Here is a 17,066-nt window from a genome sequence, read left to right as displayed (position 1 = left end):
TAAATGCCGCGTGGCCTGGAATTACTGATTGCTCAAACCATTTTGCAAGGCTTCGACGCTCAGTATGGTCGATTCCTCGAAGTGACTTCCGGGGCGCAGCAGCGTTTCGAACAGGCCGACTGGCATGCTGTCCAGCAGGCGATGAAAAACCGTATCCATCTTTACGATCATCACGTTGGTCTGGTCGTGGAGCAACTGCGCTGCATTACTAACGGCCAAAGTACGGACGCGGCATTTTTACTGCGCGTTAAAGAGCATTACACGCGGCTGTTGCCGGATTACCCGCGCTTCGAGATTGCGGAGAGCTTTTTTAACTCCGTGTACTGTCGGTTATTTGACCACCGCTCGCTTACTCCCGAGCGGCTTTTTATCTTTAGCTCCCAGCCAGAGCGCCGTTTTCGTACTATTCCGCGCCCGCTGGCGAAAGACTTTCACCCCGATCACGGCTGGGAATCTCTGCTGATGCGCGTTATCAGCGACCTGCCGCTGCGTCTGCGTTGGCAGAATAAAAGCCGTGACATTCATTACATCATTCGCCATCTGACGGAAACGCTGGGGACAGACAACCTCGCGGAAAGTCATTTACAGGTGGCGAACGAACTGTTTTACCGCAATAAAGCCGCCTGGCTGGTGGGCAAACTGATCACGTCTTCCGGCACATTGCCCTTTTTGCTGCCGATCCACCAGACGGACGATGGCGAGTTATTTATTGATACCTGCCTGACGACCACCGCCGAAGCGAGCATCGTCTTTGGCTTCGCGCGTTCTTATTTTATGGTTTACGCGCCGCTGCCCGCAGCGTTGGTCGAGTGGCTACGGGAAATTCTGCCGGGTAAAACCACCGCTGAATTGTATATGGCTATCGGCTGCCAGAAGCACGCCAAAACCGAAAGCTACCGCGAATATCTCGTTTATCTACAGGGCTGTAATGAGCAGTTCATTGAAGCGCCGGGTATTCGTGGAATGGTGATGTTGGTATTTACGCTGCCGGGCTTTGATCGGGTATTCAAAGTCATCAAAGACAAGTTCGCGCCGCAGAAAGAGATGTCTGCCGCTCACGTTCGTGCCTGCTATCAACTGGTGAAAGAGCACGACCGTGTGGGCCGAATGGCGGACACCCAGGAGTTTGAAAACTTTGTGCTGGAGAAGCGGCATATTTCCCCGGCATTAATGGAATTACTGCTCCAGGAAGCAGCGGAAAAAATCACCGATCTTGGTGAGCAGATTGTAATTCGCCATCTCTATATCGAGCGGCGGATGGTGCCGCTCAATATCTGGCTGGAACAAGTGGAAGGTCAGCAGTTGCGCGACGCCATTGAAGAATACGGTAACGCTATTCGCCAGCTTGCCGCTGCTAACATTTTTCCTGGCGACATGCTGTTTAAAAACTTCGGTGTCACCCGTCACGGGCGTGTGGTTTTTTATGATTACGATGAAATTTGCTACATGACGGAAGTGAATTTCCGCGACATCCCGCCGCCGCGCTATCCGGAAGACGAACTTGCCAGCGAACCGTGGTACAGCGTCTCGCCGGGCGATGTTTTCCCGGAAGAGTTTCGCCACTGGCTATGCGCCGACCCGCGTATTGGTCCGCTGTTTGAAGAGATGCACGCCGACCTGTTCCGCGCTGATTACTGGCGCGCACTACAAAACCGCATACGTGAAGGGCATGTGGAAGATGTTTATGCGTATCGGCGCAGGCAAAGATTTAGCGTACGGTATGGGGAGATGCTTTTTTGAGTAAAGCTTCCATATAATTTTTCTCCGCAATGTATCGAGGGTTATCCGTAAAGCCAAAGCTTTCAGCCATCTTATTTAATGTATTAAGGATTAATTCAGCAATAACCCGGTGACCCAATTCAAAAGCCAACTCAAAGGCAGAGTATTTTTGTGGGGCTTTGTGTTGCCAAAAATCCATAATATCTTCAGCGGTAAATCCAAACAGGCGTGCATGGTTAGATAAAGCAAGATAAACCGTCTCTACAACATTCTGTTGTTTATGCTGTATCGCTGAAAACAAACCGGGATATTCATTAGAATTATTTGCCAGGAGGAGGGGCTTCATATTTTTTTTATCGAATTTAAACGTATTAAACAGAGTGGGTAATGCGTTAAAAATAGTATTAATAACGTTCATATGTCCACTATTATAGGCAGTCAACATTTCTGTTCTATGTAGTTCTGGCATTTTCTGGAGCTGAATCATCAGTTGCGTAAGTTGGTGATTCTGACCAATTGCCATTAGCAAATTCATCGTTGCTGGTGATAATGGAGGGGTTATTTCATCCACAGATCCTTTTAACATCAATAGCTGTTCTTTCGGAAGTGCTGGAATTATTGCAACAGATTGGTTAATAATATGATCATTTGACCATTTCAGGAGGCTATAATCTACATTCATAAAATCCATCAGAGAATAGTGTTTAATATTCTCTTTGCTTTCGCTCATAATTCTTATTTTATCGTTAGTTACATTAGGATCATAAACCGAAACCACGTAATGGGTACATCCTTCAGTTGTGTTCTTTATTCTTAGCCGGACCGTCAAAGCATGGTTATCCACCAGTAATATGGCTGCCATAACACTGATGCCATTTGATTCCATCTTGTCAAAATATGCTTTCATAACTAGCCCGAAATCACCGCAGGCAGCAACGCAACGCCCCTCAGGACGGCTGGAAACCAACGCCAAAGTCTGGTTTTTGCATTTTTTGTTGAAGTGCGTGAGAAATTTTTCAGCTGAAGAGTAATCATCTTGATGGGGTTTGTAATCAACATTCTGATAAATATCATTAATATATTGTGCAGCAATGTGTCGGCATACTATACGGTTTTGGGGTCGCCCCGGAAAATAACATTGACCATTAAGTTTAATTCTTGGGAATTCTTTTTCTTTTCTATCTGATTTTAGGTTTAATTCTTGTTTATCAAGAGTGTCTGAGCGTTGAGGTAAAATTTCCATTAGGTATTTTTCAAATATTGGGGCAATGGTTTGAGTAAGTGTCGTGTTTTCGTTTTTATTAATTATCGTAATTTCTTTCTTATCAGCTTGTAAGACGGACGTGGAAAATTTAATGACAAAATCCTTGTTGCTAAAGATATGACGACCATTTTGTCTACAGTTCTCTGAGAAGCTTTTTAATAGAGGCGTCGCCAGCTCCTTGCCAGAAAATTTATCCTCGAGTTCTTTATAAAACAATTCACTCAGGGTTTGGTGTTCATTTGTCTGGGCTGTATTATTAATATTTGCAGAGAAAGAACTACGAGGAATACGAGTAATCATTTAAATATCTCATTGTTTATTGATGTCTTGAATTTTAACTATCAGAACAGTGAAAAAATTTAATATGATTACAACTAAAGAAATATCATAAATCGCTCAATCTCATAATGCAGCCGTAAAAGTTTCGGTGGAATGAGATCTTGCGATTTTGTTAATGATTAAGTGGTTTGATGTTTAAAAATAATGCCGAGTTAATAAAAGTGTGTGAAGTGTATGACATTAAGTTATTCTGGCGTCAATACGATTAACAGACACCCTTATTCTATTGCCACTCAGGTATGATGGGCAGAATATTGCCTCTGCCCGCCAGAAAAAGTCAGCGCATTCCACCGTACGCCAGCGTCACTTCCTTCGCCGCTTTAATCACCATTGCGCCAAACTCGGTCACGCGGTCATCGGTAATACGTGAAATCGGTCCGGAAATAGAAATTGCGGCAAACGGTTCACGGTGCTCATCGAAAATACACGCTGCAAGGCAACGTAGCCCCAGCGCATGTTCCTCATCGTCAAATGAATAACCCCGTTTGCGCGTTTGGGCGAGATCTTCTTTTAAATGCACAGGAGACACCAGCGTTGCGTGGGTATAGGCATGTAACCCTTTGCGGTGCAGCAGCTTCGTCACCTGTTCTTCGCTCAGTTGGGCTAAAAAGGCTTTACCTGCACCGGAAGCGTGCATCGGCAATTTACCGCCGATAGGCGCGGACATTCGCATCAGATGCGTACACTGTACCTGGTCGATAATAATCGCTTCGTGATCGCTTTGATCAAGCACCGCCATATTGACCGTTTCGCCAGACTCTTCCATTAAATTGCGCAGGATAGGGTGAACAATCGCTAACAAATTACGGCTCTGGAGAAAGCTGCTGCCGACCATAAAGGCATGTGCGCCGATTGCCCAATGTCCCAGTTCGCCGACCTGACGCACGAAACCCTGCTGTTGCATTGTGGTTAGCAGGCGGTGGGTCGTGGAATTGGGTAACCCGGCTTGTTGCGCCAGTTCCGTGAGTGCCACACTGCCATTGGATTCGGCAATCCACTCCAGTAATTTCAGGCCACGCGTTAAAGACTGAACCTGTCCAGTCGCTGGTGCGGTGGCAACGGCGGGTTTTCTGCCGCGTTTCGCGGGAATGGGTGCGACCATGACAGTCTCCTTTTTCTGTATCGTGGAAATCATTTTCATTTTTATTGTTAGCTAATGCAATAGTTGCTGAACTGATCCGATGAGTTAATGTTGAACAAATCTCATGTTGCGTGGTGGTCGCTTTTACCACAGATGCGTTTATGCCAGTATGGTTTGTTGAATTTTTATTAAATCTGGGTTGAGCGTGTTGGGAGCAAGTGTGAGCAGCAAAGTGGAACAACTGCGTGCGCAGTTAAATGAACGTATTCTGGTGCTGGACGGCGGTATGGGCACCATGATCCAGAGCTATCGACTGAACGAAGCCGATTTTCGTGGTGAACGCTTTGCCGACTGGCCATGCGATCTCAAAGGCAACAACGACCTGCTGGTGCTCAGCAAACCGGAAGTGATCGCCGCTATCCACAACGCCTACTTTGAAGCGGGCGCGGATATCATCGAAACCAACACCTTCAACTCCACGACCATTGCGATGGCGGATTACCAGATGGAATCCCTGTCGGCGGAAATCAACTTTGCGGCGGCGAAACTGGCGCGCGCCTGTGCTGACGAGTGGACCGCGCGCACGCCGGAGAAACCGCGCTACGTTGCCGGTGTTCTCGGCCCAACCAACCGCACGGCGTCTATTTCTCCGGACGTCAACGATCCGGCATTTCGTAATATCACTTTTGACGGGCTGGTGGCGGCCTATCGAGAGTCCACCAAAGCGCTGGTGGAAGGTGGCGCGGATCTGATCCTGATTGAAACCGTTTTCGACACCCTTAACGCCAAAGCGGCGGTTTTTGCGGTGAAAACGGAGTTTGAAGCGCTGGGCGTTGAGCTGCCGATTATGATCTCCGGCACCATCACCGACGCCTCCGGGCGCACGCTCTCCGGGCAGACCACCGAAGCATTTTACAACTCATTGCGCCACGCCGAAGCTCTGAGCTTTGGCCTGAACTGTGCGCTGGGGCCCGATGAACTGCGCCAGTACGTGCAGGAGCTGTCACGGATTGCGGAATGCTACGTCACCGCGCACCCGAACGCCGGGCTACCCAACGCCTTTGGTGAGTACGATCTCGACGCCGACACGATGGCAAAACAGATACGTGAATGGGCGCAAGCGGGTTTTCTCAATATCGTCGGCGGCTGCTGTGGCACCACGCCACAACATATTGCAGCGATGAGTCGTGCAGTAGAAGGATTAGCGCCGCGCAAACTGCCGGAAATCCCCGTAGCCTGCCGTTTGTCCGGCCTGGAGCCGCTGAACATTGGCGAAGATAGCCTGTTTGTGAACGTGGGTGAACGCACCAACGTCACCGGTTCCGCTAAGTTCAAGCGCCTGATCAAAGAAGAGAAATACAGCGAGGCACTGGATGTGGCCCGCCAGCAGGTGGAAAACGGTGCGCAGATTATCGATATCAACATGGATGAAGGGATGCTCGACGCCGAAGCGGCGATGGTGCGTTTTCTCAATCTGATTGCCGGTGAACCGGATATCGCTCGCGTGCCGATTATGATCGACTCCTCAAAATGGGATGTCATTGAAAAAGGTCTGAAGTGTATCCAGGGCAAAGGCATTGTTAACTCTATCTCGATGAAAGAGGGCGTCGACGCCTTTATCCATCACGCGAAGCTCTTGCGTCGTTACGGTGCGGCAGTGGTGGTAATGGCCTTTGACGAACAGGGACAGGCCGATACCCGCGCACGGAAAATCGAGATTTGCCGTCGGGCGTACAAAATCCTCACCGAAGAGGTTGGCTTCCCGCCAGAAGATATCATCTTCGACCCGAACATCTTCGCGGTCGCAACCGGCATTGAAGAGCACAACAACTATGCGCAGGACTTTATCGGCGCCTGCGAAGACATCAAACGCGAACTGCCGCACGCGCTGATTTCCGGCGGCGTATCTAACGTTTCTTTCTCATTCCGTGGCAACGATCCGGTGCGCGAAGCCATTCACGCAGTGTTCCTCTACTACGCTATTCGCAATGGCATGGATATGGGGATCGTCAATGCCGGGCAGCTGGCGATTTACGACGACCTGCCCGCTGAACTGCGCGACGCGGTGGAAGATGTGATTCTTAATCGTCGCGATGATGGCACTGAGCGTTTACTGGAGCTTGCCGAGAAATATCGCGGCAGCAAAACCGACGACACCGCTAACGCCCAGCAGGCGGAGTGGCGCTCGTGGGAAGTGAATAAACGTCTGGAATACTCGCTGGTCAAAGGCATTACTGAGTTTATCGAGCAGGATACCGAAGAAGCCCGCCAGCAGGCTACGCGCCCGATTGAAGTGATTGAAGGCCCGTTGATGGACGGCATGAACGTGGTCGGCGATCTGTTTGGCGAAGGCAAAATGTTCCTGCCACAGGTGGTCAAATCGGCGCGCGTCATGAAACAGGCGGTGGCCTACCTCGAACCGTTTATTGAAGCCAGCAAAGAGCAGGGCAAAACCAACGGCAAGATGGTGATCGCCACCGTGAAGGGCGACGTCCACGACATCGGTAAAAATATCGTTGGTGTGGTGCTGCAATGTAACAACTACGAAATTGTCGATCTCGGCGTTATGGTGCCTGCGGAAAAAATTCTCCGTACCGCTAAAGAAGTGAATGCTGATCTGATTGGCCTTTCGGGGCTTATCACGCCGTCGCTGGACGAGATGGTTAACGTGGCGAAAGAGATGGAGCGTCAGGGCTTCACTATTCCGCTATTGATTGGCGGCGCGACGACCTCAAAAGCGCACACGGCGGTGAAAATCGAGCAGAACTACAGCGGCCCGACGGTGTATGTGCAGAATGCCTCGCGTACCGTTGGTGTGGTGGCGGCGCTGCTTTCCGATACCCAGCGTGATGATTTTGTCGCTCGTACCCGCAAGGAGTACGAAACCGTACGTATTCAGCACGGGCGCAAGAAACCGCGCACACCACCGGTCACGCTGGAAGCGGCGCGCGATAACGATTTCGCTTTTGACTGGCAGGCTTACACGCCGCCGGTGGCGCACCGTCTCGGCGTGCAGGAAGTCGAAGCCAGCATCGAAACGCTGCGTAATTACATCGACTGGACACCGTTCTTTATGACCTGGTCGCTGGCCGGGAAGTATCCGCGCATTCTGGAAGATGAAGTGGTGGGCGTTGAGGCGCAGCGGCTGTTTAAAGACGCCAACGACATGCTGGATAAATTAAGCGCCGAGAAAACGCTGAATCCGCGTGGCGTGGTGGGCCTGTTCCCGGCAAACCGTGTGGGCGATGACATTGAAATCTACCGTGACGAAACGCGTACCCATGTGATCAACGTCAGCCACCATCTGCGTCAACAGACCGAAAAAACAGGCTTCGCTAACTACTGTCTCGCTGACTTCGTTGCGCCGAAGCTTTCTGGTAAAGCAGATTACATCGGCGCATTTGCCGTGACTGGCGGGCTGGAAGAGGACGCACTGGCTGATGCCTTTGAAGCGCAGCACGATGATTACAACAAAATCATGGTGAAAGCGCTTGCCGACCGTTTAGCCGAAGCCTTTGCGGAGTATCTCCATGAGCGTGTGCGTAAAGTCTACTGGGGCTATGCGCCGAACGAGAACCTCAGCAACGAAGAGCTGATCCGCGAAAACTACCAGGGCATCCGTCCGGCACCGGGCTATCCGGCCTGCCCGGAACATACGGAAAAAGCCACCATCTGGGAGCTGCTGGAAGTGGAAAAACACACTGGCATGAAACTCACAGAATCTTTCGCCATGTGGCCCGGTGCATCGGTTTCGGGTTGGTACTTCAGCCACCCGGACAGCAAGTACTACGCTGTAGCACAAATTCAGCGCGATCAGGTTGAAGATTATGCCCGCCGTAAAGGTATGAGCGTTACCGAAGTTGAGCGCTGGCTGGCACCGAATCTGGGGTATGACGCGGACTGATTCACAAATCTGTCACTTTTCCTTACAACAAACAGGGCGCTCAATGAGTGCCCTGTCTCTTTATTAATATGAAACACTTATACTGGAAACAGGCTGGAATAATCTTAGCCGGAAAAACGAATGTCAAAAGGCACAGTAAAGATGCCAGTCAGCGTGTTTCCGGTCCTTTGGTCATTCAATTGCTTCAGGAACATATAACGATAAGGAGAACCTGAACTCGTGTTAACGCTGCTTCACCTGCTTTCTGCCGTCGCCCTGCTGGTCTGGGGGACTCATATTGTTCGAACCGGCGTAATGCGCGTCTTCGGCGCGCGTTTGCGTACTGTCCTTAGCCGGAGCGTCGAAAAAAAGCCGCTCGCCTTTTGCGCGGGGATCGGCGTTACCGCACTGGTACAGAGCAGTAATGCCACCACCATGCTGGTGACCTCGTTTGTCGCTCAGGATCTGGTAGCCCTCGCACCGGCTCTGGTCATTGTGCTGGGTGCAGATGTCGGGACGGCGCTAATGGCGCGTATTCTCACCTTCGACTTATCCTGGCTGTCACCGTTACTTATTTTTATCGGCGTGATTTTTTTCCTCGGACGCAAACAGTCACGCGCCGGGCAACTGGGCCGCGTCGGTATTGGTCTTGGGCTGATTTTGCTAGCGCTGGAGTTGATTGTGCAGGCCGTAACGCCGATCACCCAGGCAAACGGCGTTCAGGTGATCTTTGCCTCGCTGACCGGCGATATTCTGCTGGATGCGCTGATTGGCGCGATGTTCGCCATTATCAGCTACTCCAGCCTTGCTGCTGTACTGCTGACCGCGACTCTGACCGCCGCAGGCATTATCTCCTTCCCCGTGGCGCTCTGTCTGGTGATTGGTGCTAACCTCGGTTCCGGTCTGCTGGCAATGCTCAACAACAGTGCCGCCAATGCCGCAGCCCGCCGTGTCGCGCTGGGTAGTCTGCTGTTTAAGCTGGTGGGTAGCCTGATTATCCTGCCGTTTGTCCATTTGCTGGCAGAGACAATGGGGAAGTTGTCATTGCCAAAAGCGGAACTGGTGATCTATTTCCACGTCTTCTACAACCTTGTACGTTGCCTGGTCATGCTGCCATTTGTTGACCCGATGGCACGGTTTTGCAAAACGATTATTCGCGATGAACCGGAACTGGATACCCAGCTACGGCCTAAACATCTGGATGTCAGCGCGCTGGATACGCCCACGCTTGCTCTGGCGAACGCCGCGCGCGAAACCCTGCGCATTGGCGACGCCATGGAACAGATGATGGAAGGGTTGAATAAAGTGATGCACGGTGAGCCACGGCAGGAGAAAGAGCTGCGTAAGCTGGCAGATGATATCAACGTTCTCTACACCGCCATTAAGCTGTATCTGGCGCGGATGCCAAAAGAAGAGCTGGCGGAGGAAGAGTCGCGCCGCTGGGCAGAGATCATCGAAATGTCGCTCAACCTTGAACAGGCCTCCGATATCGTCGAGCGCATGGGCAGCGAAATTGCTGACAAATCACTGGCAGCACGGCGGGCATTTTCGCTTGATGGGTTGAAGGAACTGGATGCGCTCTATGAGCAATTGCTCAGTAATTTAAAGCTGGCAATGTCGGTGTTCTTCTCTGGCGATGTCACCAGCGCTCGTCGTTTGCGTCGCAGCAAACATCGTTTTCGCATTCTTAATCGCCGCTATTCCCACGCCCACGTCGATCGCCTGCATCAGCAAAACGTGCAGAGCATTGAAACCAGTTCGCTACATTTAGGCTTACTGGGAGATATGCAGCGCCTGAACTCGCTGTTTTGTTCGGTGGCTTACAGTGTGCTGGAACAGCCGGATGAAGATGAAGGACGGGACGAGTATTAATATTGTGAATCCTGTAGGCCTGATAAGACGCGTCAAGCGTCGCATCAGGCACTATGAACAAGATGCCGGATCATGCATCCGGCAATTCACTTAAAAACGGTGACCAGCTTCCAGCGGAACCGCTTCTTCACCAGCCTTAAACACATAAGTGGTGTTCGGGCCACCCAGCGTAGCGTGACCTTTACTCACTGTGATCCAGTTACCTTCCGGTAGACCAATAATCGTCAGTTCTGGCGCGACGACCAGCAGTTCGCGAATACGCTGCTCACGGGTTTCACCTTTATGGCCTTCCGGCAGCGCGTTGGTGAAGTGCGGGTTGATTTGCAGCGGGAACAGATTTAGCGCATCGAAACCTTGCGGATCGACAATCGGCATATCGTTGGTGGTACGAATAGTTGGGCAAGCAAGGTTAGCGCCTGCGCTCCAGCCAATATACAGAGCGCCACGTTTAACCACGTCAGTAATTGGTGCCAGCAGCCCGCGCTCGCGGCACTGTTTCAGCAACTGGAAAGTATTCCCGCCGCCGACAATCACGATCTCAGCATTTTCAATCGCGGCAACGGGATCGACAACGCTATGAATACCGGTGACAGAAACACCCAGCGGAGCGAGAACCGCAGCCGTTTTCGCTGTGTAATCATCCCAGGTCTGCGTTACGCCAGCGAAAGGGATAAACACCGCTGAGCGGCGACCCTGCAACTGTTCAGCAATTAGCGGCAGTGCATGTTCCAGCCAGGCTTTACCCGGCAGCGTCGAGTTACTCAATAAAAGCAGTTCCATTACTTCTCCGGTTAGTAAGAAATCACGGGAGGCATGCTACCACTGCGAATTTAACCACTTACTGACATGGCTCACGATGTCGCACATTGCTTCTGGAAAGTGATTTGAGCAGGTAACGAATTCAAGCCAATGGAAATAACAAATAGTTCGCTCATGACTATTTTTTATCAACCCAAAGGTACGGTATATTCCGTTTTTTACAGGAGAATTTATGCTGCCCGACTCATCAGTCCGTTTAAATAAATACATCAGCGAAAGCGGAATTTGCTCACGCCGCGAAGCGGATCGCTATATCGAGCAAGGCAATGTGTTCCTTAATGGCAAGCGAGCCACCATTGGCGATCAGGTGAAACCCGGCGACGTTGTGAAAGTAAACGGTCAGTTGATTGAACCTCGGGAAGCCGAAGATTTGGTACTTATCGCCCTGAACAAGCCCGTTGGTATTGTAAGCACCACCGAAGATGGCGAGCGCGATAACATTGTCGATTTCGTTAACCACAGCAAACGCGTGTTCCCGATTGGCCGCCTGGATAAAGACTCCCAGGGGCTGATTTTCCTCACCAATCACGGCGATCTGGTGAATAAGATCCTGCGTGCTGGCAATGATCATGAGAAAGAGTATCTGGTGACGGTCGATAAACCGATTACCGAGGAGTTTATTCGCGGCATGAGTGCGGGGGTGCCAATCCTCGGGACAGTGACCAAAAAGTGCAAAGTTAAAAAAGAAGCGCCGTTTGTCTTCCGCATTACCCTGGTGCAGGGGCTGAACCGTCAGATCCGGCGCATGTGCGAGCATTTCGGCTATGAAGTGAAAAAGCTGGAACGCACGCGCATCATGAACGTTAGCTTAAGCGGCATTCCGCTGGGGGAATGGCGCGATTTAACCGACGATGAGTTAATCGACCTCTTTAAGCTCATTGAAAATTCCTCTTCCGAGGTAAAACCTAAAGCGAAGGCCAAACCGAAAACAGCGGGCATCAAACGTCCAGTCGTTAAGATGGAAAAAACGGCGGAAAAAGGCGGTCGCCCGGCGTCCAACGGTAAGCGTTTTACCTCGCCGGGGCGTAAAAAGAAGGGGCGCTGATTAACGCCTCAGACTGATGAAAACGGCCCAAAAGTGCCCGGACAGTCCCCTCGCCCCTTCGGGAAAAGGGTTAGGGTGAGGGGAAAATTGTGTTCACACTGACGAGTGAAAATCTCAGGCGTTGATTGTGGATTAGCGCCTGCCGCGCGTCGACGTATTTGCTGACCAGCTAAATGACGCTTCAGGATCCGGTTTATAAGCCTGCTTTTTCTTCAACTGGCGGGCTTTTTTCGCTTCAGCCTCACGCTCAACCATTAATTTATCGATGTAATCTTTCTTAATGCTGTTGGTTTCGGAGTTGGTCAATACGCGACCATGCGCAATCCGCGCCCGATCCAGCAGTGTTTTAAGTTCACGCTGCTCGCGTTCAGTCATCTCTTTTTGGGTAATACGGGGGAGTGCCATGATGGTGCCCTCAGTGAGCCAGAGAGTTCAGTGTACGGGAATTCGTTTGCGAGCAGAACTGATAATATTCATTTTGCCTTCTCTTAACTATTTATCTCTTTCGATAATTAATTAGAGATGCAGATAAAAAAATTAAAGGCAATTATTCTCCGATAAAGACGCTGGTTAACAGAGTACAGGCTCGTTTATTGATGAGCATAGTGACAAGAAAATCAATACGGCCCGAAATATAGCTTCCAGGCCATACAGTATTTACTCAAACAAATTACTATGCAGTTTTTGCACCACCTGCTCGGCATCTTCGCCGGGCACCAGGAAGCACAGGTTATGGCTGGATGCGCCATAACAAATCATGCGAATGTTGAACGGTTCCAGTACGCCGAATACCTCTTTGCCAACGCCGCAGGCTTTTGACAGGTCATTGCCAATCAACGCGACCAGCGCCAGACCTTCTTCCACCTCCACCCGACACAGTGCGGAAAGCTCCATCAGCAGAGATTGCGTCAGCAACGTATCGCCAGTGGAGGTTGAACCGGTGGTATCAAGGGTTAATGCCACGCTCACTTCTGACGTGGTGATTAAGTCTACCGAAATATTATGCCGCGCGAGGATGCCGAAAACTTCCGCGAGGAAACCGCGAGAATGCAGCATATTCAGGCTGTGCAAAGTGAGCAGAGTCTGATTGCGACGAAGCGCCAGAGCGCGGAACAGCGGCGGATTTTCAGTTTTATTGCACACCAGCGTACCACCTGCGCGTGGGTCTTTGCTGGAGCCGACAAAGACCGGGATATCGCTGCGTACTGCGGGTAGCAACGTTGCCGGATGCAGTACTTTTGCACCAAAAGTTGCCATCTCTGCCGCTTCGGCAAACGCGATTTCATCAATGCGTTTTGCTGCGGAAACTACGCGTGGATCGGTGGTGTAGATGCCCGGGACGTCGGTCCAGATATCAACACGAGATGCGTGTAAAGCCTCCGCCAGCAAGGCTGCCGTATAATCGCTGCCTCCACGGCCAAGCGTCGTTGTACGACCTTTATTTTCGCTACCGATAAATCCCTGGGTGATCACTAAGCCTTCATTGAGACGTGGGAGCAGCTGCAGCGCGGCCAGTTCCGCCAGCGCGGCTATATCTGGCTCTGCACGACCAAATCGGTCGTTGGTACGCATCACTTTACGTACATCAAACCACTGTGCCTGAACATCGCGTTCGCGCAGGATCTCAACAAACAGCAGGGTCGACATCAGCTCGCCGTGGCTGACCAGCTCATCTGTCAGCGCCGGAGACGTTGCCAGCGCCGCCGCTTCTGCCAGAACAGTAATGTTCTCCAGCAGACGTTCAATCTCTTCACGGATAACGTTCGGGTAACGCAGACGTTCCAGAATGGCAAACTGGATGTTGCGGATAGCGTCGAGTTTTTCGAATCGCTCGCCAGGTTCCAGTCCTTCAGCTAAAGCGACCAGCAGATTAGTGATACCAGCAGAAGCCGAGAGGACAACTAAACGCACGTTGGCATCAGAAAGCACAATATCAGCGCTGCGGTTCATGGCGTCAAAATCAGCTACGCTGGTACCGCCAAATTTGGAGACAACAATTTCAGACATAACTACCTCGTGTCAGGGGATCCATTTTCAGCCTTGGCACAAGGGAAGAGCGGAAGACGGGTGGGCGCAGAGCGATACTTCGCTACTATTTTCACCCAGAAGTGCTCCACCACTTGCGAAACGCCCGACTGCGAACGCTTCTGGTGACAACCCAGGGGATTCAGCCCCTGTAGCCGATGATGAACGTGGCCAGCCGTTCAATCACCTCGGCGATGCACCCCCTCAGGTGTTATCACAGGACTGGCTCCTCCAACACCGTTACTTGGGCAACGCGCCTCTTCTGGCCTGCGCTAGCGCAGGTAGTACATTTATAAATAAAGGGTGAGCGGGGCGGTTGTCAACGATGGGGTCATGCGGATTTTTCATCCACTCCTGGCGGTCAGTAGTTCAGCTAATAAATGCTTCACTGCGCTAAGGGTTTACACTCAACATTACGCTAACGGCACTAAAACCATCACATTTTTCTGTGACTGGCGCTACAATCTTCCAAAGTCACAATTCTCAAAATCAGAAGAGTATTGCTAATGAAAAACATCAATCCAACGCAGACCGCTGCCTGGCAGGCACTACAGAAACACTTCGATGAAATGAAAGACGTTACGATCGCCGATCTTTTTGCTAAAGACGGCGATCGTTTTTCTAAGTTCTCCGCAACCTTCGACGATCAGATGCTGGTGGATTACTCCAAAAACCGCATCACTGAAGAGACGCTGGCGAAATTACAGGATCTGGCGAAAGAGTGCGATCTGGCGGGCGCGATTAAGTCGATGTTCTCTGGCGAGAAGATCAACCGCACTGAAAACCGCGCCGTGCTGCACGTAGCGCTGCGTAACCGTAGCAATACCCCGATTCTGGTTGATGGCAAAGACGTAATGCCGGAAGTCAACGCGGTGCTGGAGAAGATGAAAACCTTCTCAGAAGCGATTATTTCCGGTGAGTGGAAAGGTTATACCGGCAAAGCAATCACTGACGTAGTGAACATCGGGATCGGCGGTTCTGACCTCGGCCCATACATGGTGACCGAAGCACTGCGTCCGTACAAAAACCACCTGAACATGCACTTTGTTTCTAACGTCGATGGGACTCACATCGCTGAAGTGCTGAAAAAAGTAAACCCGGAAACCACGCTGTTCCTGGTAGCATCTAAAACCTTCACCACTCAGGAAACCATGACCAACGCCCATAGCGCGCGTGACTGGTTCCTGAAAGCGGCAGGTGATGAAAAACACGTTGCGAAACACTTCGCTGCGCTCTCCACCAATGCCAAAGCCGTTGGCGAGTTTGGTATTGATACTGCCAACATGTTCGAGTTCTGGGACTGGGTTGGCGGCCGTTACTCTTTGTGGTCAGCGATTGGCCTGTCGATTGTTCTCTCCATCGGCTTTGATAACTTCGTTGAACTGCTTTCTGGCGCACACGCGATGGACAAGCATTTCTCCACCACGCCTGCCGAGAAAAACCTGCCTGTACTGCTGGCGCTGATTGGCATCTGGTACAACAATTTCTTTGGTGCGGAAACTGAAGCGATTCTGCCGTATGACCAGTATATGCACCGTTTCGCGGCGTACTTCCAGCAGGGCAATATGGAGTCCAACGGTAAGTATGTTGACCGTAACGGTAACGTTGTGGATTACCAGACTGGCCCGATTATCTGGGGTGAACCAGGCACTAACGGTCAGCACGCGTTCTACCAGCTGATCCACCAGGGAACCAAAATGGTACCGTGCGATTTCATCGCCCCGGCTATCACCCATAACCCGCTCTCTGATCACCACCAGAAACTGCTGTCTAACTTCTTCGCCCAGACCGAAGCGCTGGCGTTTGGTAAATCCCGTGAAGTGGTTGAGCAGGAATATCGCGATCAGGGTAAAGATCCGGCAACGCTTGACTACGTGGTGCCGTTCAAAGTGTTCGAAGGTAACCGCCCGACCAACTCCATCCTGCTGCGCGAAATCACTCCGTTCAGCCTGGGGGCGTTGATTGCGCTGTATGAGCACAAAATCTTTACTCAGGGCGTGATCCTGAACATCTTCACCTTCGACCAGTGGGGCGTGGAGCTGGGTAAACAACTGGCAAACCGTATTCTGCCAGAGCTGAAAGATGATAAAGAAATCAGCAGCCACGATAGCTCGACCAATGGTCTGATTAACCGCTATAAAGCGTGGCGCGGTTAATCATCGTTCATGCCTGATGCCGCTATGTAGGCCGGATAAGGCGTTCACGCCGCATCCGGCAACCGATGCCTGATGCGACGCGGTCGCGTCTTATCAGGCCTACAGGTCGATGCCGATATGTACATCGTATTCGGCAATTAATACATAGCACGATTGATTAAATAACCTTAATAACAATGCCGACGTTATGTCGGCATTTTTTTATCAGATAAATCCCCTTGTCTGTGATTTAACGGAAATCATACCGTGAGGTTAATCCTAAAATAGATTTTTAATCGTTGTTTATTTCGGAAAATACGCAGATTAATTACTTTTGTTTTTATTTTAAGTTTATGATTTTTATTGTTATTTAAATATAAGTTGAAACTTATATTTGATATTCATTCCAATTATCCTAAAACACCATCGCTAATTCCCCGCGCCGTAATTCGCATGCTTTAGTTGTGTATACTCGATCCCGCCCGAAATGTTTTTGGGTAAATCTCCATTCATTCAATGAAGGGAAATTGTTATGAAAAAAGTTCTGTATGGCATTTTTGCCATATCTGCGCTTGCGGCGACTTCTGCGTGGGCTGCACCTGTACAGGTGGGCGAAGCGGCAGGGTCGGCAGCAACGTCGGTTTCGGCGGGGAGTTCCTCCGCGACCAGCGTCAGCACCGTAAGCTCGGCGGTGGGTGTCGCGCTCGCGGCAACCGGTGGCGGTGATGGTTCTAATACCGGGACCACCACAACCACAACCACCAGTACCCAGTAATAAAGTATGTATCCCCAAAATAATTCGAGTCATCGCATCTGTGGCTTGAAATATGAAGGGGATTAACCATAACCACACTCCGGTGTGGTTATTCTGCCCCTCTGGAGAA

At 50.8% G+C, this 17,066-nt stretch carries 11 protein-coding genes and 1 riboswitch; of the genes, 6 read left to right on the top strand and 5 right to left on the bottom strand.

Going from position 1 to position 17,066, the window contains the following annotated elements:
- Nucleotides 1–3 precede the first annotated feature (3 nt).
- Nucleotides 4–1,740, top strand: coding sequence for a bifunctional isocitrate dehydrogenase kinase/phosphatase (aceK, locus tag AB4H76_RS21565; RefSeq protein WP_001137223.1), 1,737 nt, complete (start codon nt 4–6; stop codon nt 1,738–1,740).
- On the opposite strand, the gene AB4H76_RS21560 is transcribed toward aceK, so the two are convergent.
- A complete protein-coding gene (locus AB4H76_RS21560; RefSeq protein WP_000632907.1) occupies nt 1,709–3,283 on the bottom strand; it encodes a ShET2/EspL2 family type III secretion system effector toxin in 1,575 nt (524 codons plus the stop codon). The genes aceK and AB4H76_RS21560 overlap by 32 nt on opposite strands.
- Nucleotides 3,284–3,599: 316 nt before the next feature.
- Entirely contained in the window at nt 3,600–4,424 is an 825-nt protein-coding gene (gene iclR, locus AB4H76_RS21555) for a glyoxylate bypass operon transcriptional repressor IclR (RefSeq protein ID WP_000226403.1), read from the bottom strand.
- 199 nt (nt 4,425–4,623) lie between these two features.
- On the opposite strand from iclR, the gene metH reads away from it, so the two are divergent.
- Together metH and AB4H76_RS21545 are read left to right on the top strand one after the other, a co-directional pair.
- A complete protein-coding gene (gene metH / locus AB4H76_RS21550; RefSeq protein WP_000095995.1) occupies nt 4,624–8,307 on the top strand; it encodes a methionine synthase in 3,684 nt (1,227 codons plus the stop codon).
- Between the two features lie 219 nt (nt 8,308–8,526).
- A complete protein-coding gene (locus AB4H76_RS21545) occupies nt 8,527–10,158 on the top strand; it encodes a Na/Pi cotransporter family protein (protein WP_000956830.1) in 1,632 nt (543 codons plus the stop codon).
- Nucleotides 10,159–10,248: 90 nt separating this feature from the next.
- Here the strand turns inward: AB4H76_RS21545 and pepE are convergent, their stop codons facing one another.
- Nucleotides 10,249–10,938: a dipeptidase PepE gene (gene pepE, locus AB4H76_RS21540; protein ID WP_000421763.1), complete on the bottom strand. Its 690-nt coding sequence runs from the start codon at nt 10,936–10,938 to the stop codon at nt 10,249–10,251.
- A 211-nt stretch (nt 10,939–11,149) separates the two neighbouring features.
- Here pepE and rluF point away from each other — a divergent pair, with 211 nt between their 5' ends.
- Nucleotides 11,150–12,022, top strand: coding sequence for a 23S rRNA pseudouridine(2604) synthase RluF (gene rluF, locus AB4H76_RS21535; RefSeq protein ID WP_000936377.1), 873 nt, complete (start codon nt 11,150–11,152; stop codon nt 12,020–12,022).
- Between the two features lie 132 nt (nt 12,023–12,154).
- Here rluF and AB4H76_RS21530 read toward each other — a convergent pair whose 3' ends face one another.
- Nucleotides 12,155–12,427, bottom strand: coding sequence for a DUF3811 domain-containing protein (locus AB4H76_RS21530; protein WP_001207634.1), 273 nt, complete (start codon nt 12,425–12,427; stop codon nt 12,155–12,157).
- Nucleotides 12,428–12,679: 252 nt separating this feature from the next.
- Nucleotides 12,680–14,029: a lysine-sensitive aspartokinase 3 gene (gene lysC, locus AB4H76_RS21525; protein ID WP_001290310.1), complete on the bottom strand. Its 1,350-nt coding sequence runs from the start codon at nt 14,027–14,029 to the stop codon at nt 12,680–12,682.
- 91 nt (nt 14,030–14,120) lie between these two features.
- A riboswitch (Lysine riboswitch) is annotated at nt 14,121–14,317 on the bottom strand.
- A 236-nt stretch (nt 14,318–14,553) separates the two neighbouring features.
- Between lysC and pgi the strand changes: the two genes are divergently transcribed.
- Together pgi and yjbE are read left to right on the top strand one after the other, a co-directional pair.
- Nucleotides 14,554–16,203 carry a glucose-6-phosphate isomerase gene (gene pgi / locus AB4H76_RS21520; RefSeq protein ID WP_000789986.1) on the top strand — a complete coding sequence of 550 codons (1,650 nt, stop codon included), beginning with the start codon at nt 14,554–14,556 and terminating at the stop codon, nt 16,201–16,203.
- Between the two features lie 511 nt (nt 16,204–16,714).
- Nucleotides 16,715–16,957: an exopolysaccharide production protein YjbE gene (gene yjbE, locus AB4H76_RS21515; protein WP_000757333.1), complete on the top strand. Its 243-nt coding sequence runs from the start codon at nt 16,715–16,717 to the stop codon at nt 16,955–16,957.
- Nucleotides 16,958–17,066 lie beyond the last annotated feature (109 nt).

The sequence above is a fragment of the Escherichia sp. UTM R2 genome, assembly GCF_048593455.1.
GTDB lineage: Bacteria > Pseudomonadota > Gammaproteobacteria > Enterobacterales > Enterobacteriaceae > Escherichia > Escherichia coli.
Note: the sequence above shows the minus strand (reverse complement) of the source record. Positions and strands in the feature narration are given on the sequence as shown.

What these genes read in the sequence shown, in the direction of transcription:
- rluF (WP_000936377.1), top strand. Translation starts at nt 11,150, where the DNA reads ATGCTGCCCGACTCATCAGTCCGTTTAAATAAATACATCAGCGAAAGC.
- iclR (WP_000226403.1), bottom strand. Translation starts at nt 4,424, where the DNA reads ATGGTCGCACCCATTCCCGCGAAACGCGGCAGAAAACCCGCCGTTGCC.
- AB4H76_RS21530 (WP_001207634.1), bottom strand. Translation starts at nt 12,427, where the DNA reads ATGGCACTCCCCCGTATTACCCAAAAAGAGATGACTGAACGCGAGCAG.
- AB4H76_RS21560 (WP_000632907.1), bottom strand. Translation starts at nt 3,283, where the DNA reads ATGATTACTCGTATTCCTCGTAGTTCTTTCTCTGCAAATATTAATAAT.
- yjbE (WP_000757333.1), top strand. Translation starts at nt 16,715, where the DNA reads ATGAAAAAAGTTCTGTATGGCATTTTTGCCATATCTGCGCTTGCGGCG.
- aceK (WP_001137223.1), top strand. Translation starts at nt 4, where the DNA reads ATGCCGCGTGGCCTGGAATTACTGATTGCTCAAACCATTTTGCAAGGC.
- pepE (WP_000421763.1), bottom strand. Translation starts at nt 10,938, where the DNA reads ATGGAACTGCTTTTATTGAGTAACTCGACGCTGCCGGGTAAAGCCTGG.
- lysC (WP_001290310.1), bottom strand. Translation starts at nt 14,029, where the DNA reads ATGTCTGAAATTGTTGTCTCCAAATTTGGCGGTACCAGCGTAGCTGAT.
- pgi (WP_000789986.1), top strand. Translation starts at nt 14,554, where the DNA reads ATGAAAAACATCAATCCAACGCAGACCGCTGCCTGGCAGGCACTACAG.